Raw genomic sequence first — 24,893 nt, forward strand, 5'->3', positions numbered from 1 at the left:
GATGTGTTGAGAATCGAAAAGGAATTGCTTCAAAAAAACAGAATGTGCTAGTGTGTTTTTTGATCACAAGGTAAAAATAATTATTCCACCCAACAAATGTGTCCTTTCACCGATTTAGAAGTAGAACAGATAATTGATTAGATTCATATACAGCACACGGAGTTGAAGTCATATGCAACATATTAAAATTAAACCTGGTGTCGCTTTAGCAGAACAAGCAGAAATTGGTCATAATCGCTGGCATCCAGATATTCCATTTTTAACATCGGTGAAACCTGGCGAAGAAATTCTTATTGAAAGTCTGGACTTCTTAGATGCTCAAATTAAAGATACCGATGATGTGTCTGATGTGAAAAATGTGGATCTCACTCGAGCACATCCACTGACAGGACCTTTTTATGTTGAAGGTGCTGAGCCGGGGGATTTATTGGTGATTGATCTTCTGGATATTCAGCCAATTTCCGATGTGGGTTTTTCTGGCGTTTTCGCGAAAGAAAATGGCGGTGGCTTTTTAGCGGATTATTTCCCTGAAGCGGACAAGGCAATTTGGGATTTAAAAGGATTATTTGCAACGTCGCGTCATATTCCCGGTGTTCGTATTGCTGGCTTGAAACATCCTGGCTTAATGGGGACGCTTCCTTCTCACGAACTTTTAAAAGAATGGAACCGCAGAGAAGCCTTATTGGTGCCTAAGGGACAGGCAAATCCACCTGACCCAAGGACTGCGGTGTTACGAGGCGTGACTGGGGCAGAGTTTGACCGGATGGCAGTTGAAGCGGCTCGTACGGTGCCGCCGCGTGAACATGGTGGTAATACCGACATTAAAGATCTTGCTGCGGGCAGTCGTATTTATTTTCCTGTGTATCAGAAAGGCGCTGGTTTCTCGATGGGTGATCTGCATTTCTCACAAGGTGATGGCGAAATCGGCTTCTGTGGTGCGATTGAAATGGACGGAGTAACCCGTGTTGGTTTTGACCTGATTAAAGGGGGGATGGAAAAATATAATATTGATTCACCGATCTTTGTTCCAAGTAATGTCAGACCAGCCTACGATCAGTGGTTAACCTTTGAAGGCATCAGTGTTGAAAATGGGGTAAACCATTATCTGGATGCTACAGTTGCCTATCGTCAGGCCTGTTTAAAAGCGATTAAATATCTTGAGAATTTTGGATTTACGGGATCTCAAGCCTATATGTTGCTGACCGCTGCACCTGTTGAAGGGCGTATCGGTGGCATTGTAGATATTCCAAACTGTGCTTGTACAATTTCTTTACCAACCTCTATCTTTGAGAAGAATATTTTGCCGCAAGGTGCCTTAAACGAGAAGAAGTTTTGGGGACATCGTTAGTCTTGGATGAATGCAAGATTGATCGTTAAAGAAGGATTTTAAGATGCCATTGTATGATTTTAGATGTGAACATTGTGAAGGGATTTTCGAGCAGAATGTCCCAATGGCCAGTATTGCAAGGGATAACACCTCTTGCCCATATTGCCAGCAATCCATGTTATTAAAACCGATGATAACAGGGCATCAAAAGATCTCAGTCAAAAATAAATGGCGGCCCTCATCGAGTGCCGAGCAACTGGCAGGGCCCTTGGTTGAAGGACCTGGAACCAGCAAAAAAAGTGCTCGGACATCAGTATTGCATAACTGCCGAGGTGTGAATTGTTCTTTATGTGAGGTTTGAGCGACTTCGCTTTGAGAGTAAGGGATGCCATTCTGTACATTTTATTGTACTAGGGTGGCATGCATATAAGCTTGATAATCTGTCTTTAGGAATCGTATTATTCTTCTTGATATTCATCAAGATCTAATCTTTCCCATCCATCACCGATGAAATTTCTTTCAGCCATTTGACCGTATTCAAGATCAAAAACTTCATTCAGACTCGGGTCTTTTAAAATCATTTGTTCCAAGGCAACTAAGCGAATATCATCAGGCTCTTGATCACCAGTTAAAAACTGCCAATCTCCATCGGTATCATGAACAACACGTAAAATTGCTTGGTTATGCTCTAACCATTGCCGAGTGGTAAAAATACCGAGGTTTTTCGCTTCTCTGAACTTAAAATCTGTATTTCGGTCTAAGAGTGGTTGATCATAAATAAATTTTTCCTCAAACCCATCTTCCCAAGGCAATTTATTATTACGATCTGCCCAAACCAATTGCAAAGCGGAAAAATTGTCGTGTTGATAGTAATTTAAAGCCGCACCAAAATAATCTTCAATATTTTTAACATCTACATGCAAAAATTGAGCACGAGTTTCTTTAAAAATTTGATCGCCATACTCTTGATTGATAGCAATTGTTTCTCCATTTTTGATCAGATTGGCGACATCATTGATGATGGTATGTGCTAAGTCCGTTGGTAACCCAAAGCATATAATTTCAGGGTGCTGATAACTTTCATATAAACCGATACTATAACTAAAAGAGGGTAAATAGTCTGTCGCGCTAATTCCTATAACTTGTAGTCCGTACTTTTCAATATTGAGCTTAGTTGTATTAATGAGTGCATTCGGAGTAGGGCAATTATGTGAATGATCAGTGTTCATTAGATATCTCTAAAAGTTTATTATTTTTTATTATGTATAAAGAATAACGAAGCTAGGCTTCGCTATTCTTGTAATTATCCTTCACTTTCACATAATGACGTGCCGAATAAGGAAGGAATTCCATTTCTTTTTCAGTCAGTGCACGAACTTGCTGTACTGGGCTACCGACATAGAGATAACCACTTTTTAGCACTTTACGCGGCGGCACCAGACTACCTGCACCAATCATCACATCATCTTCAATAATCACGTCATCTAACACCACGGTATTAATTCCGATCAAGACACGATTACCAATGGTACATCCATGTAAAGTCACATGATGCCCAACAGTTACATCTTCACCAATGACCAGTGGAGAACCATTCGGTTTAGATTGATTCTTATGGCTGACATGTAACATACAGTGATCTTGCACATTGCTGTTTTTGCCGATTTGAATCGAATTTACATCACCACGAATCACAGCAAAAGGCCAGACTGAAACATTCTCTGCTAATTTGACGTCACCAACCACAACTGACATTTCATCTACATAGCAGCTTGCATCAACATCAGGTTTTTGGTCTAGATAGGGACGAATGTTCTTTGGCATAGTGGCTTTCGATTGAAAAATTTAGATTAATTATAAAATAAAAAAGCACTCATACCCAAGAGCATGAATGCTTAATCAACTAACATCTAAAAATTAGAATAAGTTGCTGAAGAACATTTTAATATGGTCAATCATACGTGCAAAGAAGCTAGCTTCTTCAACAGGTTTTAATGCAACCAGTGGTTTTTCAGCAATCACTTTGCCATCGAGACTCGCGACTAATTTACCAACAACTTGACCTTTGGCTAACGGTGCATTCAGCTTTGGTTGAACCACAAGCTGAGTTTTGATTTTATCTGCTTGGCCTTTAGGCATAGTCACGTTGAAGTTTTCAGCTAAGCCAATTTGAACTTCGTCTTGTTTACCAAACCATACTTTTGCTTTTGCAAGAACTTGGTTAGCCGGTTGAACGTTTGCAGTTTCAAAGTTTGCAAAACCCCAAGCCAATAATGTACGTGTTTGGCTGGCACGTTCATTCATACTTGGCGTACCAAAGATCACCGAGATCAAACGCATTGGACCGCGTTTGCTTGATGTGGTTAAGCAGAAACCTGCTTCGTTGGTATGGCCTGTTTTTAAACCATCAACACTTGGATCTGTATAAAGAAGGGCATTACGGTTGCCTTGCTTAATTCCATTGAAGGTAAATTCTTTTTCAGAATAGATTGGGTAATACTTTGAGCTGTCTTTGATAATGTGCTGAGCAAGAATCGCCATATCTTTTGCAGTTGAGTAATGACCATCAGCTGGCATACCCGTTGAGTTGATGAAATGCGTATTCACCATACCCACACGTTTTGCTTCTTGGTTCATCATGTGGGCAAAAGTACCTTCGTTGCCCGCAATGTGTTCAGCCATTGCTTTAGAAGCATCATTACCTGATTGGATAATAATACCACGTAACATTTCTAAAACTGTTGCCGTGCCATTTAATGGAACGTACATACATGATTCAGAGCTACTACCACGACACCACGCCGATTCATTCATGCGTACTTGTTCGTTTTCGGTCAATTCACCCTTTAAAAGTTTCTGTTCAATGATGTAGCTTGTCATCATTTTTGTCATTGAAGCAGGTGCAAGTTTTTCATTTTCGTTTTTGGCAGCGAGAATCTGTCCTGTCTCATAATCCATTAATACGTAGGATTTATTATTTAATTCTGGTGGGGCAGATAGGACAGTTGCTGCATATGAAAAGCTTGGCAAAAGGAGTAATGCAGCAAGAGCGCTTTTTTGAGTCATTCTAGGTGGTTCCAATATCTTGTATGAAGCAGACGAGCCTAGCATTTTAGGACAAAGCAAAGCCGACTTCTACGGGAGAAGTCGGCTTTTTCATACAGTATTGTAACCTGAAACTTAATTGGTCGGATTATTTCGAGTAATAATTACGAACATCATCGCAAATTTGGCGGTTATCATCATCAGAAGCTGCTTTTGCATCAGCGCGTGCTTCTTTTAATGCCTCTTGGTAGTCTTTGCCTTTGACGCGTTTATTGAGGGTTTCAACGGCATTCGCTTCATTGTTTAAATAAGCTTTAACGAGGTTGTCATAGGCTTTATTAAATTTTAAATCTTTGCCTATTAAACTTGGGCAAATTTCAGAAAGAACATAGATTGCAGCAAGTTCTTGCTTAGTCACACTATCAGACATAGGCGTGACTTCAATCTTTTCAGGTTCTGACTTTTTTTCAGCTGCAAATGCTGTTGGCGCAAGCGCACTTGAGGCGATGAGGAATGATAAACCTAGTGTTTTAAAAACATTTTTCTTCATAACAAATCAAACTCAAAAACAAGACTTAAAGAATTTGAATAACTTATAGCACAAATGCATGTTAAAAAATGTATGTTTGCTGTAGGAAGCGTGGAGAAAATGTGGGTATAGATATACAGAATATAAAACGTAGTGACCTTATTGAGGTTTGATGAGCCTTGTTTTGACATCCTTGCTTGTACATGGTTTGCTTTAAAAGTAGGCGATTTAAGATGGGTTTATCTTAATAGGATTGCGATGAGAATGGATGAATCCACTACGCCGCATAGTAGGCACGTAAAGTAAATAACAATGCTAGAGAAAATAATAAATCTGTAGAGAGCAGGAGTAATAAAATGAAAGCAAAATTCACAGGCGGTGTTGATATCGCGCTTAAACTTCCACCGCATCAATTTGAAGCTACTGTTGCATTTTATCGTGATGTGATTGGCCTTAAACAAATTATAGACAAACTGCCGGATATAGGCTTTGAACTTGGACCCGTTAAATTATGGATCGCTGCGGCGCCAGAGATGAGTCAGGCTGAGCTTTGGCTTGAATTGTTTACCGATAATTTCTCAGAAGCTGCTGAATATTTGGAAGCAGCGGGTGTAATTCGTTGTGATGCAATTGAACCCTTAGCAGAGGGGTTTCGAGGAGGGTGGATTACTAGTCCAGCCAACATTATTCATATGGTTCGTGAACCGGATGCTTGGTAATGGTTATTCGAGCAATATCAGCACTTTTTATCAATTAGATATAGCGATGTGGTTTTAACTCATTCAATCGTTAAAACCACATTCGAATTTAAAGGCAGATTAGCCTTCAAAATTAAGTACTTCATCACACACTGATTTTTGTTCAGCTTTATCCACTTCTGATGCTGCTTCACGCGCATCTTTTAGCAAAGTTTTAAACTCAGCATCTTTTTGTAAGCTGTCCAAAGAAGCAGATTTATCCGAATAATTACTTAAATATGAACCCATCATTTTTTTGATATTTTGGTCAAATTTAGCATTTTTACCAATCAAGTTCGGGCACATTTCGACAAGCACTTGTGCATTGGCGATATCATCTTTAATCAATGCATCTGCTTCTTTTACAGAAACCGCTTCATCAGCAAAAACAGTAGGTGCTGCTAAAAGTGTGAAACTCACCCCAAAAATTCGGATAAAATTAGATAAATGTCTCATGGTTGTATAAATTTCTAATACGATGAAGACCTAAATATATATAATTCAAGGAATAATTCAATTGAAAAAACTGTTGAGTAAGCTTAGGTCAGTTGACAGGTTAACGATGTTGATGGCATGAGTCGTATTGAGCTTATCTGCTCAACTTTGTTGAGCATTCAAATCAATTTATCTCAGGTTCTTTGCGCACGGTTTGTTAGAATTGGCTCTAATTTGAGGATGAAACTTGACAAGGACAGTGTCATTGCCTAGGTTTCATGCCTGATTTAAATTATGTTGGCCTAAACGCAGGGGATGGCTGAAATCCCAGTTATCCCCAAATAGAGAATAGATTCCAGTGAATATCTTAATAGCAAATGATGATGGTGTATTTGCACCTGGGCTACAGGCTTTAGCGCAAGCATTAAAACCTTTGGGCCGTGTCGTAGTGGTTGCGCCAGAAAGTGAGCGTAGTGGTTATTCTAGTGCTTTAACACTTGATCGCCCTTTGCGACCTATACAAATTTCTGAAGATGTGTGGGCAGTCAATGGAACACCTGCGGACTGTGTCTATTTATCCATGAATGGACTGTTTGATTTTGAATTTGATCTTGTTGTGAGTGGTATCAATAGTGGTGCAAATCTTGGCGATGATGTTTTATATTCAGGTACGGTGGGCGCGGCTTTTGAAGGACGCTTGATGAAACATCCTGCGATTGCAGTTTCTTTGGCTGGATCAAATGTGCGTTCTTATGAACACCCGCAACATTATGCAGTGGCAGCGCAGTGGGTTCATGATTTTATCGCGAAAGGGCTCCCTGTTTTGCCACCACGTCATATCTTTAATATTAACATTCCAGATATTGAACAGATTAAAGGGGCACAGGTAACCTATCAGGGGCGTCGTGCTCAATCCAAACCAATTAGTAGTCATGTTGATCCGCGTGGTCGTCAGGTGTACTGGATTGGGTTGGCAGGAGAGGCAATTACCGATCCACAAGCGGTATCGAGTGATATTCAGTCCGATTTCTTTGCTGTTTCGAATGGTTATGTCAGCATTACGCCAATCCAGATGGATGCAACCAACTATGCTGTGCTTGAAAATTTGCATGCTCATGTAAATGGTTAGCCGTATGAATGTTATAACTTTGTGAATATAGAAAGTGAGAACTCGTTTTTTCTCACTTTTTTGGTACTCTTAGGCGCAAATGTAATAATGAATTAAGATTTTTTCGATGAGGGCGAAGATGCACTTAAACCATGTCTCGGTTTTTCTATCACAGAAAATGATTAAAACAATCGTTTTGTCTATGGCGGTTGCAACAGTGGCAGTTATGACGGGTTGTGCATCTAAGCCGCAAGTAAATGGTGGGGCGCGTTATGCGCAAGCACCAAACTATTATACGGTTCGCTCTGGTGATACTTTAAGTGCGATTTCAAATCGTTATGGGTTGAACTACTTAGATGTTGCAGCTCTGAATGATATTGCTGCGCCTTATCGTATCTATGTCAATCAATCTCTACGTCTAAAAGGTTCTGTCGCGCAACGTACAACCTCTACACAAGCAATGACACAGACCTCACCAATTCAACGTCAAAGCATTAATCTACCGACTCAGCAGCCTGTGGCTCCAAAACCACAACCTGTTATTCCAAGACCTGTCGTTCCAGCAGTGCCTGTTAATCCATCATCGACTTTAGCTTCTAGCTTGCGTTGGGTAAAACCATCGAATGGACCAATTATTCAAAGCTATAATATGGCGAGTAATGTAAAAGGAACACGTTATGGCGGTAATGAAGGAGATCCAATCTTCGCAGCAGCAAATGGGCAAGTCGTATATGCAGCAGATGGTCTAAAAGAGTACGGTAATCTTGTTTTAGTCAAACATATCGATGGTTATATCACTGCTTATGCGCATAACAGCAAAATGTTAGTCAAGAGTGGGGATACCGTGACTGCGGGACAAAAAATTGCAGAAATGGGTTCATCGGGTGCTTCACGTGTCATGATGGAGTTCCAAGTCCGCTTAGATGGGAAACCTGTGAATCCAGTCACAGTTTTACCAAATTAACCTTAAGATTATTAACAATATTTCAATTATTTATTAATAATCCTCTAGTGCGTAAATAGACTTCCTTGTATACTGAAATTAGATTGCTTTCATTAGAACAATAAGCATATTAATAAATTAAGGTAAGAGGGAAGTCTATGCTAGATCAATTGCGTGCAATGGGGGTGTTCGCCTGTGTTGTGGAAAAAAGCTCTTTTAGTGGTGCAGCAAGAGACTTGGGAATTACAACCAGCGCAGTCAGTCAACAAATCCGTTCTTTAGAACAAGAAATGGATGTCACGTTACTCCATCGCTCAACTCGAAAACTCAGTCTCACTGAAGCAGGACAAGCATTCTTTTTAAGTTGCCAAGAAATGTTAGCTGCGGCTGAACGTGGCAAAATCAGAATCAATGAATTACGGGATGATCTGGTCGGAGATTTACGTATTGCAACTACACCAGAGTTGGGTGCACTACATGTCATTCCCGCACTTTCTCATTGGATGTCAGCGCACAAAGGTTTGGCAATCCATTTTGAAGCGGATCACCGCTATATTGATTTAATCGAAGAGCGTATTGATATTGCGATTCGTATGAGTCTGAAAGTTGATGATCATCAATTAGCGGCTGTACCTTTAGCTCGTGTAGATCAGGTGTTGGTTGCTTCACCAAGCTATCTCAATCAGGCTCAGCCAATCACACGTCCAGAAGATTTACGTCATCATGAATTGCTTCCAATTACGTTAATGCAAGGCTATCAACATTTTGCATTCCGTCATGGCACCAGTGGTGAAGTCGTCAACGTGGACATGAAATCACGTCTAGGTACTAATAATGTTTTTGTCGCAAAATCTCTATGCCAACAAGGGCATGGTGTAGCACGTATTTTGTATATGGATATTCAAAAAGAATTGATTAATGGCTCTTTAGTTGAAGTATTACCAGATTGGCAATTACCAGCGTATACCTTGCATGCTTTAACGTCTAAGCGAGAGCAATACCCAATGAAAGTGCATCGTTGTATCGATGCACTGAAGCAATATTTTGCTCAGCTCCCTGGTGGGCGTTCCTTACAGGGCGTAGCCTAATAAAAAAGCCATGTTCCGTCAGGAACATGGCTTTTTTATTAGCTCTATTTTCGTTTCTTTTTGCTGAGTGGTTTTAAGCTCTTTGCTTCAACCGCTGTTTCTTCTGAAGCTTTCGCTGCAACTTCATCCTTCTTGGTTTTTTTTCGCTTCTTCTTTTTCTTTGGCTCCTCGTCTTCAACTGCTTCGCCATCCTCGATCGCTTGCCAATATTCAAGTTGCTCCATCACTGCAGCATAGATCGAATTTTTGCTATAGCGGCCTTTTTTATCAAGGGTTCCGACTGGACGTGCCATTAAAATTTCTAAAGCTTGGTCAATGGTATCAATCGCATGAACATGGAATTGTCCTGCTTGTACAGCATCGCTTACATCCTGACGTAACATCAAGTGCTGCATATTTTGACGTGGGATGATGACGCCTTGTTTGCCAGTTAAGCCTTGCAATTTACAAGCGTCATAGAAGCCTTCAATTTTGGCGTTGACACCGCCAATCGGCTGTACTTGACCCAATTGGTTCATCGATCCGGTAATTGCCCAAGACTGATCAATTGGGATTTGGCAGATCGCAGAGATAAGCGCTGAAAGTTCTGCAACCGTAGCACTATCACCATCGACTTGCCCATAGCTCTGTTCAAACGCTAATGCCGCAGAGAAATGTAGAATTTGCTCACGACCAAAATGAGCTTTTAAGAAGCTCGACATCAGCAAGACGCCTTTGGCATGCAGTGAACCACCGAGTTCTACACTACGCTCAATATCGAGGATATCACCGCCACCTTGATAGACAGATGCGGTCAGACGAGAAGGCAGACCAAACTCAACATCGGCATAGTGAATGACAGAGAGGGCATTGATCTGACCAAGACGATGTCCGGAGGTCTCAATCAGCTGTGTTCCACGAGACAGGTCTTGCCAATATAATTCACGTAAATAGCCTAGGCGATATTGACGATGATGTAAGGCTTGATTAACGTGCTGGTCAGTGACGATCTTGTCATCCGCTTTAAATGCATGATGATGCGCTTCACGAATGAGATCACCTAGCGTTGAGGCATGTAGCGATAAAGAGCTTTGATCTTCGGCTTGGCGACTTGAATCAGTAAGTAAAGCTGCGAGCGCCGAGCGATCAAATGGAAGCAGCTTGTCTGCTTGTACATAATCAGCAATCAACTGCATGTACGCTTGTTCATTACTGTCATTACGTTGTAATGTATCGGTAAAGTCAGCACGGATTTTAAAGACACTGCCTAGTTCCGGCTCAACTTCCAGAATTTCATAATAAATTTCAGGTTCGGCCAATAAAATGACTTTAATATCAAGCGGAACTGAAGCTGGCTCAATTGAAATACTCCCTGTTAAGGTCAGCATGTGCTCTAGAGATGAGAGCTTAAGTTGTCCTGATTTTAAAGCACGCTTTAAACCTTGCCATGCATACGGTTGCTCAAGCAACTGTTCTGCTTCAAGCATGAGAAAGCCGCCATTGGCTTGGTGTAACGAGCCAGGACGAATCAAAGTGAAGTCAGTCGTGATCGTACCATTATGTGTTAATTGCTCAACGTGACCCAATAAGTTGTAGTGGGTTGGGAAGTCTTCAAAAATAACGGGAGCACCGCTATTCGGTTTATTGGCAACAATCACATTGGCTTGATAACGTGATGGGACACGATTAAATAAGGCAGGGGTAAAGTCATCTTCTTCTTGCTCTAAAATCAGCTCAACATTATCAATAATGTCTTCGGCATAGTGTTTTAGGAACAAATCTAAGCCTTTCACCTCTTTATTCTTATTTAGGATTGACTCAATGCGTGGCATAACCACTTGAGTGGCAATATCTCGATTGAGGCTCGAAACTTGATCGCGTGCATCATCTTCTAAATCACCTAGATGTAAACCTAAGCGCTCTAGCTTTTTCTCCATATAGCGAATATTAGAATTAATTTCTGTGCGTTCTTTGGTTGGGAGCGCATTGAGCTCATTCTGGGTTAACTCATGATATTCATCATTTCGTAGCTGCATTGCTATAAAGACATGTTTGTCATTGCGAGAGACTAATTTTAAATCGAGTTCTTCGCCTTCTTTAGTGAGTTCAACCAAAGCTTGTTGTTGTACATCTCCGGTATCTTGGCGAATACGCTCAATACGGTTGTGATAGCTTTCTGCACTAAAACGGCGTTCCAATTGTTTCAAAATGATTTGCCATGCTTGTTGCAATGTATTTTGAAATTTAGTGCCTTGTCCTGCAGGAAAATGTAGCGCGATTGGTTGTCTTGGATTTTTGAAGTTGTTGACGTAGACCCAATCATTTGGTGTCGGCATGGTTTTGGCGTGTTGCTGCAGCAAACGCTTAATCATGGTACGTTTACCTAGTCCTGCCGTACCAACAGCAAAAATATTATAGCCTGAGTAGGGTAATGAAATACCTGCTTCAACAGAGGCACGTGCGCGATCTTGCCCTAAAAAATTATTGAGCGGCTTGATGCGTTTGGTCGAACTTGGTATTTCAGCTAGGTCTGGAATATGAGTGAGTTGATCTGCACGTAGTGCGGTTTTAATCAGTGTTGCTTGTATGTCCGTCTGGTCAAATGCGCTTGGTAAAGAGTTTATATTTGCGGTGATAGTGTTTGTTGGTGTTAATGATAAAGATGTTGCAGTCATTTGATCGAGTTTTTGGGTCACTGTTGCTATCCAACAAATAAACTAAAGTTGAGTAATTAAAGGTATACAGTTTTAGCCCTAAAGATCAAGCGAACTTGTGTTTTTTATCGACAAAACAAAAGAATGATTGCATAAAGCAACTTGCAAGCACGGGCAAGAAACGATTGAATAAGCACATTCACGCATGTTCATGGAAAATAATAACCAATGACAACTCAAGCCTCTGGTTGGGCATCGGCATTTAAAGCATTTTTAGATCGCCGTGCTCTGATTATGTTATTTCTAGGTTTCTCTGCTGGGATTCCAATTTTATTGATTTTTTCTAGCTTATCGTTATGGCTAGGTGAGGCTGGTATTGATAAAAGTGCGGTCACTTTTTTTAGTTGGGCCGCGTTGGGTTATTCCTTTAAATTTGTTTGGGCACCGTTAATTGATGAATTACCCGTCCCATTTTTAACCAAGAGTTTAGGTCGCCGCCGTGCTTGGTTGCTTATTGCGCAATGTTTAATTATCTGTGCAATTTGTATTATGGCTTTCTCAGATCCTGCGCTTGGGCAAAGTTATTTAATTCAAATGGCATTTGGTGCAGTATTACTGGGCTTCTCAGCCGCAACACAAGATATTGTGATTGACGCTTACCGTATTGAGTTAGCTGAAACTGAAATGCAAACAGTGTTGGCTTCAACCTACAATGCGGGCTATCGTATTGGGATGATTGTTGCTGGTGCTGGTGCGTTATTCTTGGCAGCCTATTTAGGAACGGCCAAAGGTAATTATATCTACGAAGCTTGGAAATATACCTATTTAACCATGGCCGCAGTGATGGTGGTGGGTATTATTACCACCTTATGTGTTCGTGAACCACAAGTGAATCGCGTTTATAAACATTATAAAACCACGGATTACTATCGTTTGGTGTTTGTGTTTTTTATCGCGGTCGCAACTTTTGTCGTGAGCTATATCTATTCGGGTAATGTCACAGAGGCAATCGCCAAGGCAGCAGCAATTAAAGACACAGCTGCATTGTTTGGTTTAGAAGCGCTACGCTTTTTAACGGCAACTGCAACTGCCTTATTGATCGGTTTTGCGCTGGTTAAAATGGGTGTTGTCAATCAGCAAATGGCGAAAGAAACATGGGTCGCACCGATTCTGGATTTCTTTAAGCGCTATGGGGTGAAACTGGCCCTCGTTTTATTACTGTTAATTGGCTTCTTTCGTATCTCTGACATTATTGCAGGGGTGATTTCCAATGTGTTCTATCAAGATCTAAACTTTAGTAAAGAGCAGATTGCTGAAGCGGTCAAAATTTATGGTGTTTTATTCAGTTTGATCGGTGGCTTCTTAGGTGGCCTGCTGGCGCAACGTATGAACATTATGAAACTCATGTTCGTAGGCGCTGTATTAGCTAGCTCAACCAATTTGATCTTTATTGGTTTAGTTAAATCTGGCAAACCATTGGATCAGGTTGAAGTCCAAGTGGGTGAGCAACACTATCAAGTGCAAACTGATGAGGTGGGATATTGGAAGTTACAAGTACCAAATGAAGCTTTAGCCAAAGCAAACACAATTCAGGTCAGTACGCAGTATCAAAACCAAGCTGACTCTAAGATTCAGTTAGAAGTTCCTTATTTGGTAAATGCTCAACAAGCCCAGATTCAATTGCTACCAATGAGTGGTGATGATCAACTCACACCGAAAGAGTTAAAACAAAGTTTGGTAATCAAAGGTCAGTTAGCCGGTGTAAAAGCTGAGCAACTCAATGCAGAACGTCCTGTTGTTTTAACCTTGGATGGGCAGGAATTTGTAGCGAAAGTTGATCAAAATGGATTATTCACGGGTGTGATTGATGGCAAAATTTTGCAAGCATCACCAACCAAGACCATCACTGCTTTGGCCAATTTAAACAATAATACAGGCAATGAATTGTTGGCAACCAGACAATATCACGTCGATACGGCATCTCATGCAGAGATGGATTTAAATGTGGATATTCAACCGATTGCTGTGGTTGATCCAGCTCAATCAGGTATGGTCGAATTGTCTGGTAAAGTGATTAAAAGTTATAGCTCGTTATGGCTATATTTGGCCATTATTGTAGATAATTTAGCGTCAGGTCTAGCTGGTGCAGCATTTATTGCATTTTTATCGAGCTTAACCAGCGTATCATTTACTGCAGTTCAATATGCGATTTTCAGTTCATTAATGACTTTAACACCAAAATTATTAGGTGGTTATTCAGGAACGATTGTCAGTAATATTGGTTATCCGAATTTCTTTTTAATGACAACTTTAATTGGTATTCCAATTTTAGTTTTAGTGGTATGGGTTGCGAAACTGTTACGCGATCATGAAAACCAAACAACTCAACAGACAGGTGAATAACTATGCGCATGTTACATACGATGCTACGAGTAGGTAATTTAGAACAATCTTTAAAGTTCTACACTGAGGTACTTGGTATGAAATTGCTACGCCAACGTGATTACGAAGAAGGGCGTTTTACCTTGGCTTTTGTTGGCTATGGTGATGAAGAAAACAACACTGTGCTTGAGCTTACCCATAACTGGGACACTGCCAGCTATGAGCTAGGCAATGCTTATGGTCATATCGCCATTGGTGTGGATGACGCTTATAAAGCATGTGAAGAAATCAAAGCACGTGGTGGAAAAGTTGTACGTGAAGCGGGTCCAATGAAAGGTGGTATTACGGTGATTGCCTTTGTTGAAGATCCTGATGGTTATAAAGTTGAATTGATTCAACAGGATCAAAATGCACGTAATAACTAGGGTCTGTTGACATTTCACAGATGCTTGCGACAGAGGATGTTTTTTAGACGGTGCAAGGCAGGTTTTGTGAAACCTAGTTATTCTAGGTAAGCAAGACCTAACACAGTAGCGGCAAAAAACATCCCTGTCCCGTAGGGTTATGGCTAAAACTTCCATAAACCGCGTTATGAAACTTGACAAGGGAATGCCATTGCCAGCGTTTCATGCCTTGTTTATGTCATTTTAGCCAATAACGCAAGGCATGGCTGAAATGTCAATAGACCCTCTCTTTGGTCTATTTAGTCCAAGATTTCTAATCTAAAGCCCTAGCTTTATTTATTCAGCCCAGTATGATGATGCGATCAAATGATCAACAACATCATATTGGGCTTTATAGTTTTAGTGAGTAGATAGGGATAAGTTATGTTGAAGCAACTGGCAGTGGACCGCTTTACAATATTATTAATCGCAATGGTCGTACTGGCGACCTTTTTACCAGTCTCAGGTCAGATTGCACATTATTTTAATATTTTAACCACGGTCGCAATTGCAGTGCTGTTCTTTTTACATGGCGCTAAGTTATCACGTGAAGCCGTGGTTGAGGGGATGCTGCATTGGAAAATGCATGCTTTGGTGTTTGCTTTTACGTTTGTGATTTTTCCTGCAATTGGATTGCTGGCTAAACCTGTGTTGGAACCTCTACTGGGGCAGCAGTTGTATTGGGGTTTCTTATTTATGTGCTTTTTGCCATCAACAGTACAATCGTCAATTGCATTTACTTCGATGGCCAAGGGCAATGTGGCAGCCGCTGTATGTAGCGCATCCTTCTCCAATATTATCGGGATGTTTATTACCCCGATTTTGGTGAGCTATTTTATTTTGGGACAAAGCCAACATGGTTTTGATCCGACTACATCAATTATTCAAATCACCTTGTTACTACTGGTGCCTTTTATTTTAGGGCAATTATTACGTCCTTATGTTTTTCCATATATGGTCAAAGTCCCTAGTATCGTCAAAGCTTTCGATCAGGGGTCGATCTTAATGGTGGTTTATGGGGCATTCAGTAGTGCTGTAGTGGCAGGTTTATGGCATCAGGTCAGTGGTTTAACCTTGTTGTATCTGGTACTTGCATGTTCGGTATTATTGACTCTCGTGATGTTGCTTGCGTTGTATGTACCCAAGTGGTTAGGTTTTAATCATGCTGATCAAGTGACAATCTTCTTTTGTAGCTCGAAGAAAACCTTGGCGAGCGGGGTACCCATGGCTCAAATTCTGTTCATTGGCCAGCCTTTGGGCATGATCGTACTGCCAATTATGATTTTTCATCAAATTCAGTTGATGGTTTGTGGGATGATTGCGAATCGTTGGTCAAAATCAAATCAGGAATAGTTCGCAAAACTTAATTTTTTAGCGTATAATCTTCCGCACTTGTTGGCTTTGCTCTGACCTTTAGAGTCTCGGTGAGTCAAAAGAAATGGTCTGTTGTGGTGTTGATCTGCAAGTGTGAAAACACTTTGCTTTCCTCAAATTGAGAGTGATCAATTGCGATAACAGCTTAAGCCTTTCTTACTAAATAGGAGCATCGACCATGCGCGCCGATATTCACCCTAAATATGAAAACTTAGTTGCTACTTGTTCATGTGGTAACGTAATCGAAACTCGTTCTGCTCTTGGTAAAGAAACTATTTACCTTGACGTATGTTCAGCTTGCCACCCATTCTATACTGGTAAACAAAAGAATGTGGATACAGGCGGTCGTATCGACAAATTCAAACAACGTTTCTCTGGTATGTCACGTTCTGTCAAACGTTAATATCAAGAAAGAAAAAACGGGCGATATGCCCGTTTTTTTGTGCCTATATTTTTATCGATAATGTATATAGACAGTGGTGTACAAGACCTTATTGGTCTTGTACATCGGTTAAGCGATCAAGCTTTTTCTGGAAGTAGTTCCCTTGTAAGAAGCGTGCTTCAACATTCCATGCATTGGCAAACAGGTTCATGTCATTGAGCTCCATCAAGAAAATTTCCACAGGCTTTTGGCCAATAAAATGCAGGATTTTTTCTTGTAAGTTTGCCATGTCTTTTTCAGAGGCAAGCATTTTGGTCAATTTGCCATGCAGACTCAAATATTGAGCATCAATCTGTTGCAGCATCGAGTCACTATAGAGTGAATCACCGAAACCTCGAATCGAAACTTCAGCACCATGTTGACGCAACAAGGCAATTTGGGGCTGTGCTTGTGACAGGTTCTGTTGCAATGCTTGTTCAGAAAATTGCAGAATTAATGGGTGTGCTTGTTTACTGCCAATAATGGTGAGTAATTTTGCAACTAACTCTGGGAGTTTTTGATCATTCAATAACACGTGATGATTGAGGTTTACAATCAGCTTGGCTTTTGGATATTGAGTGATGAAGTTATGCAATTGCTTACAGGCTTCAACAAGAATCCAGCGGTCTAGTTGAACTGATAATTCAACATCATCTTTAAGATCAGCCAGATCACTTAAGTCTTGCCATTGATTGTTATAGATAAAGCCGCCAGAAACCTCATAAGTATGCGTATGCTGATCTTGTTTATCATAAAGCTGCTGATATTTAAGATGGATATCACCCGCATCCAGCTTTTGTTTAAGCTCTTGTAGCAGGCTTAACTGGACTTTTGTTGGAATGTGTTCGGTCGTCAAACCAATATCAGTATCAATTTTTGGACTACTAAAGACAGGGAGCTTTTCTGCAAAGGCTTTCGTTAGGATTTGCTCGAAACGTACTTCGTCTGCAATTGCTTGTGAAAGTTCACAATAGCCCAATTTAAGATGCAAAGGGAAAGTGTGTTGAGGAGTGACTAAAAGTTGTGGTTTCTGCAAGCTATTTAAACCAATCAGCAGTGAGTTTAAAACACTGTTTGATTCAGCCTGAAATAAAGCTACATATAGGGTACTGTCAATTGAGTAGACAGGTACATTCACTTGCTCTTTGATGAAGTTTGGAATGTTGGCAAAATACGCTTTTGTTGCGTGCCAATCACTTTGGAAGACTTCATTTGGACAACTACTTAAACTAAACAGCACAACCGCATTGGCATTGGCTGGATGATTAGTGAGTTGTCGGTTAATTTGTTGTAAAGTACTGTTTAGATTCGAAACTTTTTCAGTTGTATTAATGGCCGTTGGTGTTGTTATGGCTGCTGGTGTCGATGTCCCACATTCAATATTGAGCTGGATTTCATCTTCATTACCTGAAGGTAAAAACTCAATATGTAATGGGTTGTTCTTTACGGTTGCATTTTGAGTACGCAGCTCAAAACGTCCTTGCTCGAACTGGCCTTGAGAAATCTTTTTAAAGCGTAGTTTAAATTGTGCTAAATCTTCAGGTTGTAATACATCGAGGATGGGTAGGCCAATTAGGTCATCTTCACTCGCAAATCCAAATAGGTTGGCATATTCAGCATTTGCACTGATATGAATACCTTCTTGTAAAATCGCAACAGCTTTATGCGTCTCGGCGACCAAGGATTGAGCCTGAGTTTGTGCTGCTTCTAGTTCATTGAGCAAGCGGTGTTCAGCTTGAACCAGTCGGCTATAAGACAATGCTCGAATCATGCTGATATAGAATGTTTCGGGAGCTTTGATATTTAATACATCATAGATGCCTTTGTGAATATACGTCTGATATTGATCTTGGTTATAGTCATCAGGCTCTAATAGCAGTACAGGCAAGCTTGGCTGCGATGAAGCTTGAATTAAAGAAAGCGTTTGTTCGATTTTTAGATCATAAGCACGACCAAAAACGACGATATCCCACGGCAAATTCAGCTGTTTTTCAAATGTTTTAAGATCATCTAATAAGGTGGCATGAATTTGATGATCTTGTGCCTTAAAGATCGCGGCAATTTGATTATAACGAAGTTGATTGTCGTCAATAATTAGTAAACGGGTTTCTGTCCGTTTGAGTTTCTTAGACAGTAAAGAATTTCTCACTTTAATGCTTCCCATAAATCTTGATCAATTGTGTCCATATTTTTTTGTGCCATATATTTTTGAAGAACAGGGTGTTCCTCATCATTTAGCAGTTCAAATTCAAATTGAACAAAACTCTGGGTAATTAATTGTGCGTTTAATAAATACACCTTGACTTCCTCTTTCCCCAATCTTAAATGAACAGCTTGGTGTTCTCTAAAAATTTGTGAACCTGGTAAAATTAACGTTGTTTTTGTTTCATCCAAATTTTGGTTTTTTAATAAAAGTGTTGGATGATAATTGCTGATATGTCGGTCAGCCTGTATGCGAACAGCGCAAGGGAATATCTCTTGTGCCAATACTTCTAAACCGAGTTCCAGACTTTTTTCGCTCGATTGCTTGAGCCAACGAATTACGCCTCCACGCCAATGCCCATGTGATGTTTCTTTGACTAAAATGTATTCGCCTGTTCTTAGATTCTTTGGTGCTTCTCCAGACCACTTAATACGATAACCATTGACGCTGATATCGAGAATATCGGCTTGATAAACGGCTTTACTTTCACGACTTAAACGTTGAATCGCAGACTCTTGGTTGTCAGAAGCACTTTTTTTGTCCCAAGCAGACATAAATTTTGATTCATTTTGTAGACCATAACTGTGGTCTAGTAATAAGGTCTCTGCGAAATTCTTGGCTTTCGAAAGATAAAAATGGGCAGTTAATAAACCAAAGCAAATATGCAGTTGAGCTGAGTATTCATAACGTTCATGACGGCGTTCAGCGGTTGTACCTAAAATGGTTTGCACATGAAATTTCAGTGCAGGGGTTAAATAGATTTTTTCATTTTTAGAAATGTATTCTGCATTTTTATGTAACGTTGCCGTGACATGATCGAGTAGGCTGTGTGTACTGATAAAAATGTTTGGGTTGAAGCCTGAACTTTGCTTTTTATTATAAATCGGCGGATGGTCTTTACTGGTATCAACTACATATTTGGTCAGGTCGGTTTCCTTCGCCAAAATCTGAACCATTTTGGCCCAGTCAAAACTACACTGGAACAGAGCCTGTATTTCAGATTGACGAATTTGATTGGTATTAAAAATATCCATCAAGATTAACTGAGCATAGGCCTGAGTAATATTGGTAATCGAACTTGGCTTGCCTTGAGACTGATCTAAGTTGGTATGCTGATATTTATGTGTCACTGCTGCATCATAAAGCTGATGGGCAATTAACCACTGTCCAGCAACTGGCTCGCTATACAACATATGTTGTTGATAGAGTAATTGGGTCAGTTGCTGTAACGATTGAAAGGTGGCAAGTGTTCTTGCTGTCTGCAGATTTTTCTTTTGATTCAGGGCAAAAATAGAAAACTTTTGCTGATCAAGTTGGTCATTACTGCGACGCACAATATTGATATAGATTGCTGCGAAGTAGCAACGCAATAACATTGCCAGTTCAATAATATGTTCATTACGATCTGAACTAATCACGCCCTGATTGAAAAAGTTCTTTTCCAGACTTCCCAAAACATTTTCAATGGTTGGGTGCAGAACCTGAACCAAGTCAAAACGTAAAGTTTCCGAACATTCCAGTTCACTCAGCTCTAATAAGGCTGCAAATAGTGCTTTGGAGGTATCACCCAACTGCATAATGGATAGATTTGAAATCCATTCATTGAGACTTTTAGAATTGGTATCACAAAAGCTAAGTTTGTCCCGTCTTAAGACTGTTGGAATTTGAAAAATATCCGAAAAAGCATTATTCATCATTGTGTTATCAATCTCAGAATGTTTGAACCCCAAAAAGCGGTGTTTTATTTTTTTCGCCCGCAATTTCCCTGACGAGTTTTGGGACGAGATATCCTGGTAAACTCGCTAATACATCACTGTATATCTGATCTATCTCTGAAGATCTTAAATCAAAATGCTGAGCACCTTTAACTTTATCTAAAACATGAAGATAATAGGGCATTACTCGTGCTTCAAATAAACGGCTACTCAATGCATTTAAAGTTTCTGCAGAATCATTCACACCTTTGAGCAAAACTGCCTGATTAAGGACGGTTATATGTTGGAATGATAACTGTAGCAACTTCGAGCAAGTGAAATCATCAAGTTCAGCTGCGTGGTTTGAGTGTACCACTACTACAATACGTAGCCTACTGTTTTTTAATATAGAAATCAGCTCTTCATCAATACGATTCGGGATCACAATAGGAACCCGTGAATGAATTCTCAATATCTTAATCTGAGGGAGAGATGCGACTCGTTCTAGCCACAACGAAATTTTTCGATTGTTTAGCGTAAGGGGGTCACCACCACTCAAAATCACTTCATTGATTTTTGGATTTTGCTTAATATACTGTTTGATATTTAACCAATCGTCATTTTTAGGAAGATTTTCTTGATAGGGGAAATGACGACGGAAACAATAGCGACAGTGAATCGCACATGCACCCGTTAAGGTCAGCAAAAAACGTGATTGATATTTATGTAAAACCCCCGCCATTTGATTTGCGGCTTCTTCACCTAAAGGATCCGTCACAAACTCAGGATGTTCTTCCAGTTCGAGATGGTGTGGTAAGACTTGCAGTAGCAGGGGGTCAAGCGGATCGCCAACGGTCATTTTTCCGACGAATGCACGTGGGACGCGCAATTTAAACTGTTCAGAGGCGAGGATTGCCCCTGATAATAGTTGATCGGTAGATAACTCAAGCAGATTTAACAGCTCTAAAGGATCAGTAATTAGGTCACTGAGTTGTGATTGCCAGTTTTGCTCTTGATGTAAATAGTTTATCATGCCATACGTAAAAATAGTGTTAGCCGCAGCTGTGTGCCTAGTCTAGCATTAATAGATTTGAGTTTTAAGTTTGGAGTGCGCCTTTCATGGCCTATTATTCTACAAATGATTTTAAAGCAGGCCTTAAGGTTATGCTTGATGGCAACCCATGTTCAATCATGGAAAATGAATATGTAAAACCAGGTAAAGGTCAAGCGTTTAACCGTGTAAAATTACGTAACCTTCGCTCTGGTAAAGTATTAGAAAAAACATTCAAATCAGGTGATTCTTTAGAAGCAGCTGATATTGTAGAAGTTGAAATGGATTACCTCTACAACGATGGCGAAATGTGGAACTTCATGGATCCTGTATCTTTCGAGCAAATCGCTGCTGATAAAACAGCAATGGGCGATGCTGCGAAATGGTTGAAAGATGATTCAAATGAAAAATGTACGATCATGTTATTCAATGGCGTACCTTTGAACGTAAATCCACCAAACTTCGTTGTGTTGAAAATTATTGAAACTGATCCAGGTGTACGTGGTGATACTTCTGGCGGTGGCGGTAAGCCAGCGAAGCTTGAAACAGGTGCTGTAGTACGTGTTCCATTATTCGTACAGCAAGAAGAAAGTGTTCGTGTAGACACACGTACTGGTGACTATTTAGAACGTGCGTAATTGTGACTGAGTAGCTTAGCTACTCAAGATATACAATTATCGAAGGGATGATTAAACAATCATCCCTTTTTTTATGCCAAAGTATTAGATAAATAATTAAAGCTAGAAGGTAAACTTACAAAGATATTTCTTCTACAGAAAATATGGAAAGGGAAATCTAATAGGGTTTGCTGACATTTTTTGTTGCCACTGCATTATCTTGCGTAGCTGTAATAGCTACTCATTATTTAGAATAGCTAAATTGCATAAAACATGCCTTGTGCCACCTATAAAATGTCCTCTGTCGCAATGAGAGCTATAGCTCGTAAAGTGAAATGTCAACAGACCCTGACCACGCGTTATGTATTTGAGAGGTTTTTTGAATGGAGACAACACAAGCAAAGTCATCACTTCCCTCAAAACTCCTATGGAGTTTGGTTGCCATTGTCGGGGCAATTTCATTTGGGATATTGGCGGTTAGTCGTGGTGAGCATGTTAATGCGGTCTGGTTAGTTCTTGCCGCAGTCTGTGTATATAGCATTGCATATCGGTTCTACAGTTTATTTATTGCAAACAAAGTTTTTGAATTAAATCCTAAACGGTTAACCCCAGCTCATCGTCTCGCAGATGGTCTGGATTATGTTCCTACTAATAAATTCGTTTTATTCGGTCATCACTTTGCAGCGATTGCAGGTGCGGGACCTTTAGTTGGTCCTATTCTCGCAGCACAAATGGGTTACTTACCGGGCACTATCTGGCTTTTGGTTGGTGTGGTGATTGCAGGTGCGGTACAAGATTTTCTGGTTTTGTTTATTTCAACACGCCGTGATGGCCGCTCTTTAGGTGAAATGGCAAAACAGGAACTTGGCACTTTTGCAGGTGTGATTGTGATGCTAGGTACATTGGGGGTAATGATCATTATCCTTGCAGTGCTGGCATTGGTCGTCGTTAAAGCCTTGGCGCATAGCCCATGGGGTGTGTTCAGTATTGCTGCCACCATTCCAATTGCCTTATTCATGGGCATCTACATGCGTTATATACGCCCAGGGAAAATTGCAGAAGTATCTGTCATTGGCTTTGTATTAATGATGGCGGCAATTGTCTATGGTGGCGATGTTGCAAAAGATCCATATTGGGGGCAGTTATTTACCCTGAGTGGTACCCAATTGACATGGGCCTTAATCATTTATGGCTTTATCGCCTCGGTTTTGCCAGTTTGGTTGCTATTAGCACCACGTGATTACTTATCGACCTTCCTTAAAATTGGTGTGATTGCAGGTTTAGCTATCGGGATTATCTTTGCAATGCCTGATCTGAAAATGCCGGCAGTGACCCACTTTGTTGATGGTACAGGTCCTGTATTTGCGGGTAGTTTATTTCCTTTCTTATTTATCACCATTGCTTGTGGTGCGATTTCAGGTTTCCATGCCTTGGTTGCATCCGGAACCACACCTAAACTGGTCGATAACGAAGTCAATATTCGTATGATCGGTTATGGCGGTATGTTGATGGAGTCTTTCGTCGGCATCATGGCCATGATCTGTGCGACAGTACTCGATCCAGGAATCTACTTCGCAATTAATGCACCAGCAGCAGTTTTAGGGACCTCGGTAGAGACCGCTGCGGAAGCCGTTCGTAATCTCGGTTTCGTAGTTAGCCCAGAAATGTTGACTTTACTGGCTCAGGAAGTTGGTGAGAGTTCAATCTTGTCTCGTACAGGTGGTGCACCTACATTTGCAATTGGTATGGCACATATCATTTCAGAGATTTTCAACAACCGCTCAATGATGGCGTTCTGGTACCACTTTGCGATTCTATTTGAAGCATTATTTATTTTGACTGCGGTAGATGCGGGTACACGTGCTTGTCGTTTCATGGTGCAAGATACAGTGGGTATCGTGGTTCCAGCGATTAAACAATCGAGTTCATTCTTTGGGAACTTGGTCGGGACTTTTGTCGCGGTAGCAGGTTGGGGTTTCTTCGTTTATCAAGGTGTAGTTGACCCACTCGGTGGAATTAACTCCTTGTGGCCGTTATTTGGTATTGGTAACCAGATTCTTGCTTCGATGGCACTGATTTTAGGAACCGTCATTTTATTCAAGATGAAAAAAGAGAAGTATGTTTGGGTGACGATTATCCCAACGATTTTCTTATTCATTACCTCGATGACGGCGGGTTGGCAAAAGATTTTCCATGAAAATCCAAAAATTGGCTTCCTTGCGCAAGCGAATCGTTTCTCGGATGCGATTGCGCGCGGTGAGTTGCTTGCACCAGCCAAGACAGTTGCTGAAATGCAAACCATTGTGATGTCGAATCAGATTAATGCAGCACTCTGTGGCTTCTTTATGATTGTTGCAATTGTGATGGTTATTGCTTCTATTGGCATTATACGCAGAGCATTGGCGAGTCCAACACCAACGGTGAACGAAGCACCAGCCGTTTATTCAGAAACCCCAATGACAGCGAATAGCATCAAAGGAGAGTAAGTATGGACTTTAAAATTGCTCGACAAGGTAGTGCTGTGATTGTGAAGATTATTAAATTCACCATCATGTCGCAGAAACATTTGCTTTTATCACCGAAGAATTGGTCACGTATAGCAGTGCTATGGCAACGTTTGCAGCAAAGTTTTCGTTTGATGGTCGGTGTGCCTGACTATGAAACCTATGTCGAGCATATGAAAGCACATCATCCTGATCTAACGCCGATGGATGCCAAGACTTTTTATCGTCATTGTATCGATGCGCGTTATCCTTCAGCGGGCGGTAATATGAAAAAATGCCCTTGCTAGAAATCGTTTGATTTCGTTGAAAAAAAACCAAAACAGTGTATGTTGAAACATGCACTGTTTTATTTTGGGGAT

The 24,893-nt window shown here is 40.5% G+C and carries 22 protein-coding genes; 13 read left to right on the forward strand and 9 right to left on the reverse strand.

Translation table 11 applies throughout. The features are described from left to right. Positions 1-172: 172 nt before the first annotated feature. Positions 173-1,348, forward strand: coding sequence for a formamidase (fmdA, locus tag F896_RS12655; protein ID WP_016163197.1), 1,176 nt, complete (start codon positions 173-175; stop codon positions 1,346-1,348). A 43-nt stretch (positions 1,349-1,391) separates the two neighbouring features. Next, entirely contained in the window at positions 1,392-1,688 is a 297-nt protein-coding gene (locus tag F896_RS20380) for an FmdB family zinc ribbon protein (RefSeq protein ID WP_016163198.1), read from the forward strand. A 97-nt stretch (positions 1,689-1,785) separates the two neighbouring features. Here the strand turns inward: F896_RS20380 and F896_RS12645 are convergent, their stop codons facing one another. The 4 genes from F896_RS12645 to F896_RS12630 form a co-directional block, all read right to left on the reverse strand. Further along, positions 1,786-2,556 carry a DUF4262 domain-containing protein gene (locus tag F896_RS12645; RefSeq protein WP_016163199.1) on the reverse strand — a complete coding sequence of 257 codons (771 nt, stop codon included), beginning with the start codon at positions 2,554-2,556 and terminating at the stop codon, positions 1,786-1,788. 52 nt (positions 2,557-2,608) lie between these two features. After that, positions 2,609-3,151, reverse strand: a complete 543-nt coding sequence (locus F896_RS12640) for a gamma carbonic anhydrase family protein (protein ID WP_016163200.1) — start codon at positions 3,149-3,151, stop codon at positions 2,609-2,611. A 93-nt stretch (positions 3,152-3,244) separates the two neighbouring features. Then, positions 3,245-4,393 carry a D-alanyl-D-alanine carboxypeptidase PBP5/6 gene (gene dacC / locus F896_RS12635; RefSeq protein WP_016163201.1) on the reverse strand — a complete coding sequence of 383 codons (1,149 nt, stop codon included), beginning with the start codon at positions 4,391-4,393 and terminating at the stop codon, positions 3,245-3,247. A gap of 127 nt (positions 4,394-4,520) precedes the next feature. After that, the gene (locus F896_RS12630) at positions 4,521-4,922 is read right to left on the reverse strand and encodes an MCR_0457 family protein (protein WP_004808275.1); all 402 of its coding nucleotides are present in this window, start codon (positions 4,920-4,922) and stop codon (positions 4,521-4,523) included. A gap of 335 nt (positions 4,923-5,257) precedes the next feature. Between F896_RS12630 and F896_RS12625 the strand changes: the two genes are divergently transcribed. Then, positions 5,258-5,620: a VOC family protein gene (locus F896_RS12625; protein WP_016163202.1), complete on the forward strand. Its 363-nt coding sequence runs from the start codon at positions 5,258-5,260 to the stop codon at positions 5,618-5,620. A 99-nt stretch (positions 5,621-5,719) separates the two neighbouring features. Here the strand turns inward: F896_RS12625 and F896_RS12620 are convergent, their stop codons facing one another. After that, positions 5,720-6,094 (reverse strand): MCR_0457 family protein, encoded by a 375-nt coding sequence (locus tag F896_RS12620; protein ID WP_016163203.1) that lies wholly within the window; start codon positions 6,092-6,094, stop codon positions 5,720-5,722. Between the two features lie 337 nt (positions 6,095-6,431). Between F896_RS12620 and surE the strand changes: the two genes are divergently transcribed. The 3 genes from surE (at position 6,432) to F896_RS12605 (ending at position 9,212) form a co-directional block, all read left to right on the forward strand. Next, positions 6,432-7,202 carry a 5'/3'-nucleotidase SurE gene (surE, locus tag F896_RS12615; protein WP_016163204.1) on the forward strand — a complete coding sequence of 257 codons (771 nt, stop codon included), beginning with the start codon at positions 6,432-6,434 and terminating at the stop codon, positions 7,200-7,202. A gap of 118 nt (positions 7,203-7,320) precedes the next feature. Further along, positions 7,321-8,145 (forward strand): peptidoglycan DD-metalloendopeptidase family protein, encoded by an 825-nt coding sequence (locus tag F896_RS12610; RefSeq protein ID WP_016163205.1) that lies wholly within the window; start codon positions 7,321-7,323, stop codon positions 8,143-8,145. 137 nt (positions 8,146-8,282) lie between these two features. Further along, positions 8,283-9,212: a LysR family transcriptional regulator gene (locus F896_RS12605; RefSeq protein WP_004808267.1), complete on the forward strand. Its 930-nt coding sequence runs from the start codon at positions 8,283-8,285 to the stop codon at positions 9,210-9,212. A gap of 44 nt (positions 9,213-9,256) precedes the next feature. On the opposite strand, the gene F896_RS12600 is transcribed toward F896_RS12605, so the two are convergent. Then, positions 9,257-11,887, reverse strand: coding sequence for a Lon protease family protein (locus tag F896_RS12600; protein WP_016163206.1), 2,631 nt, complete (start codon positions 11,885-11,887; stop codon positions 9,257-9,259). Positions 11,888-12,073: 186 nt separating this feature from the next. Here F896_RS12600 and F896_RS12595 point away from each other — a divergent pair, with 186 nt between their 5' ends. From F896_RS12595 to rpmE, 4 genes are all read left to right on the forward strand, one after another. Then, positions 12,074-14,248 carry an AmpG family muropeptide MFS transporter gene (locus F896_RS12595; RefSeq protein WP_016163207.1) on the forward strand — a complete coding sequence of 725 codons (2,175 nt, stop codon included), beginning with the start codon at positions 12,074-12,076 and terminating at the stop codon, positions 14,246-14,248. Positions 14,249-14,250: 2 nt separating this feature from the next. Then, on the forward strand, positions 14,251-14,652 hold the full coding sequence (gene gloA / locus F896_RS12590) for a lactoylglutathione lyase (protein WP_016163208.1): 402 nt from the start codon (positions 14,251-14,253) through the stop codon (positions 14,650-14,652). Between the two features lie 402 nt (positions 14,653-15,054). Further along, positions 15,055-16,023 (forward strand): bile acid:sodium symporter family protein, encoded by a 969-nt coding sequence (locus F896_RS12585; RefSeq protein WP_016163209.1) that lies wholly within the window; start codon positions 15,055-15,057, stop codon positions 16,021-16,023. Positions 16,024-16,222: 199 nt separating this feature from the next. Beyond that, positions 16,223-16,447, forward strand: a complete 225-nt coding sequence (gene rpmE, locus F896_RS12580) for a 50S ribosomal protein L31 (protein WP_004808257.1) — start codon at positions 16,223-16,225, stop codon at positions 16,445-16,447. 88 nt (positions 16,448-16,535) lie between these two features. On the opposite strand, the gene F896_RS12575 is transcribed toward rpmE, so the two are convergent. Genes F896_RS12575 through epmB form a run of 3 tightly spaced genes read right to left on the reverse strand, consistent with a single transcriptional unit; the run spans position 16,536 to position 21,395 of the window. Next, a complete protein-coding gene (locus F896_RS12575; protein ID WP_016163210.1) occupies positions 16,536-18,629 on the reverse strand; it encodes an EAL domain-containing protein in 2,094 nt (697 codons plus the stop codon). Continuing rightward, positions 18,611-20,365: a hypothetical protein gene (locus F896_RS12570; RefSeq protein WP_016163211.1), complete on the reverse strand. Its 1,755-nt coding sequence runs from the start codon at positions 20,363-20,365 to the stop codon at positions 18,611-18,613. Before F896_RS12570 ends, F896_RS12575 begins: the two co-directional genes overlap by 19 nt. Before the next feature lie 13 nt (positions 20,366-20,378). Beyond that, positions 20,379-21,395 carry an EF-P beta-lysylation protein EpmB gene (epmB, locus tag F896_RS12565; protein WP_016163212.1) on the reverse strand — a complete coding sequence of 339 codons (1,017 nt, stop codon included), beginning with the start codon at positions 21,393-21,395 and terminating at the stop codon, positions 20,379-20,381. 86 nt (positions 21,396-21,481) lie between these two features. On the opposite strand from epmB, the gene efp reads away from it, so the two are divergent. From efp to F896_RS12550, 3 genes are all read left to right on the forward strand, one after another. After that, positions 21,482-22,051 carry an elongation factor P gene (gene efp, locus F896_RS12560; RefSeq protein WP_004808248.1) on the forward strand — a complete coding sequence of 190 codons (570 nt, stop codon included), beginning with the start codon at positions 21,482-21,484 and terminating at the stop codon, positions 22,049-22,051. 362 nt (positions 22,052-22,413) lie between these two features. Then, positions 22,414-24,516 carry a carbon starvation CstA family protein gene (locus F896_RS12555; RefSeq protein WP_016163213.1) on the forward strand — a complete coding sequence of 701 codons (2,103 nt, stop codon included), beginning with the start codon at positions 22,414-22,416 and terminating at the stop codon, positions 24,514-24,516. A gap of 2 nt (positions 24,517-24,518) precedes the next feature. Further along, positions 24,519-24,821: a YbdD/YjiX family protein gene (locus F896_RS12550; protein WP_004652841.1), complete on the forward strand. Its 303-nt coding sequence runs from the start codon at positions 24,519-24,521 to the stop codon at positions 24,819-24,821. Positions 24,822-24,893 lie beyond the last annotated feature (72 nt).

This window comes from Acinetobacter genomosp. 15BJ (assembly GCF_000400715.1).
Lineage (GTDB): Bacteria > Pseudomonadota > Gammaproteobacteria > Pseudomonadales > Moraxellaceae > Acinetobacter.

Excerpts from the sequence above, each read along its gene's own strand:
- fmdA (WP_016163197.1), top strand. The coding sequence starts at position 173 with ATGCAACATATTAAAATTAAACCTGGTGTCGCTTTAGCAGAACAAGCA.
- F896_RS20380 (WP_016163198.1), top strand. The coding sequence starts at position 1,392 with ATGCCATTGTATGATTTTAGATGTGAACATTGTGAAGGGATTTTCGAG.
- F896_RS12645 (WP_016163199.1), bottom strand. The coding sequence starts at position 2,556 with ATGAACACTGATCATTCACATAATTGCCCTACTCCGAATGCACTCATT.
- F896_RS12640 (WP_016163200.1), bottom strand. The coding sequence starts at position 3,151 with ATGCCAAAGAACATTCGTCCCTATCTAGACCAAAAACCTGATGTTGAT.
- dacC (WP_016163201.1), bottom strand. The coding sequence starts at position 4,393 with ATGACTCAAAAAAGCGCTCTTGCTGCATTACTCCTTTTGCCAAGCTTT.
- F896_RS12630 (WP_004808275.1), bottom strand. The coding sequence starts at position 4,922 with ATGAAGAAAAATGTTTTTAAAACACTAGGTTTATCATTCCTCATCGCC.
- F896_RS12625 (WP_016163202.1), top strand. The coding sequence starts at position 5,258 with ATGAAAGCAAAATTCACAGGCGGTGTTGATATCGCGCTTAAACTTCCA.
- F896_RS12620 (WP_016163203.1), bottom strand. The coding sequence starts at position 6,094 with ATGAGACATTTATCTAATTTTATCCGAATTTTTGGGGTGAGTTTCACA.
- F896_RS12610 (WP_016163205.1), top strand. The coding sequence starts at position 7,321 with ATGCACTTAAACCATGTCTCGGTTTTTCTATCACAGAAAATGATTAAA.
- F896_RS12605 (WP_004808267.1), top strand. The coding sequence starts at position 8,283 with ATGCTAGATCAATTGCGTGCAATGGGGGTGTTCGCCTGTGTTGTGGAA.
- F896_RS12595 (WP_016163207.1), top strand. The coding sequence starts at position 12,074 with ATGACAACTCAAGCCTCTGGTTGGGCATCGGCATTTAAAGCATTTTTA.
- gloA (WP_016163208.1), top strand. The coding sequence starts at position 14,251 with ATGCGCATGTTACATACGATGCTACGAGTAGGTAATTTAGAACAATCT.
- F896_RS12585 (WP_016163209.1), top strand. The coding sequence starts at position 15,055 with ATGTTGAAGCAACTGGCAGTGGACCGCTTTACAATATTATTAATCGCA.
- rpmE (WP_004808257.1), top strand. The coding sequence starts at position 16,223 with ATGCGCGCCGATATTCACCCTAAATATGAAAACTTAGTTGCTACTTGT.
- F896_RS12575 (WP_016163210.1), bottom strand. The coding sequence starts at position 18,629 with ATGGGAAGCATTAAAGTGAGAAATTCTTTACTGTCTAAGAAACTCAAA.
- F896_RS12570 (WP_016163211.1), bottom strand. The coding sequence starts at position 20,365 with ATGATGAATAATGCTTTTTCGGATATTTTTCAAATTCCAACAGTCTTA.
- epmB (WP_016163212.1), bottom strand. The coding sequence starts at position 21,395 with ATGATAAACTATTTACATCAAGAGCAAAACTGGCAATCACAACTCAGT.
- efp (WP_004808248.1), top strand. The coding sequence starts at position 21,482 with ATGGCCTATTATTCTACAAATGATTTTAAAGCAGGCCTTAAGGTTATG.
- F896_RS12555 (WP_016163213.1), top strand. The coding sequence starts at position 22,414 with ATGGAGACAACACAAGCAAAGTCATCACTTCCCTCAAAACTCCTATGG.
- F896_RS12550 (WP_004652841.1), top strand. The coding sequence starts at position 24,519 with ATGGACTTTAAAATTGCTCGACAAGGTAGTGCTGTGATTGTGAAGATT.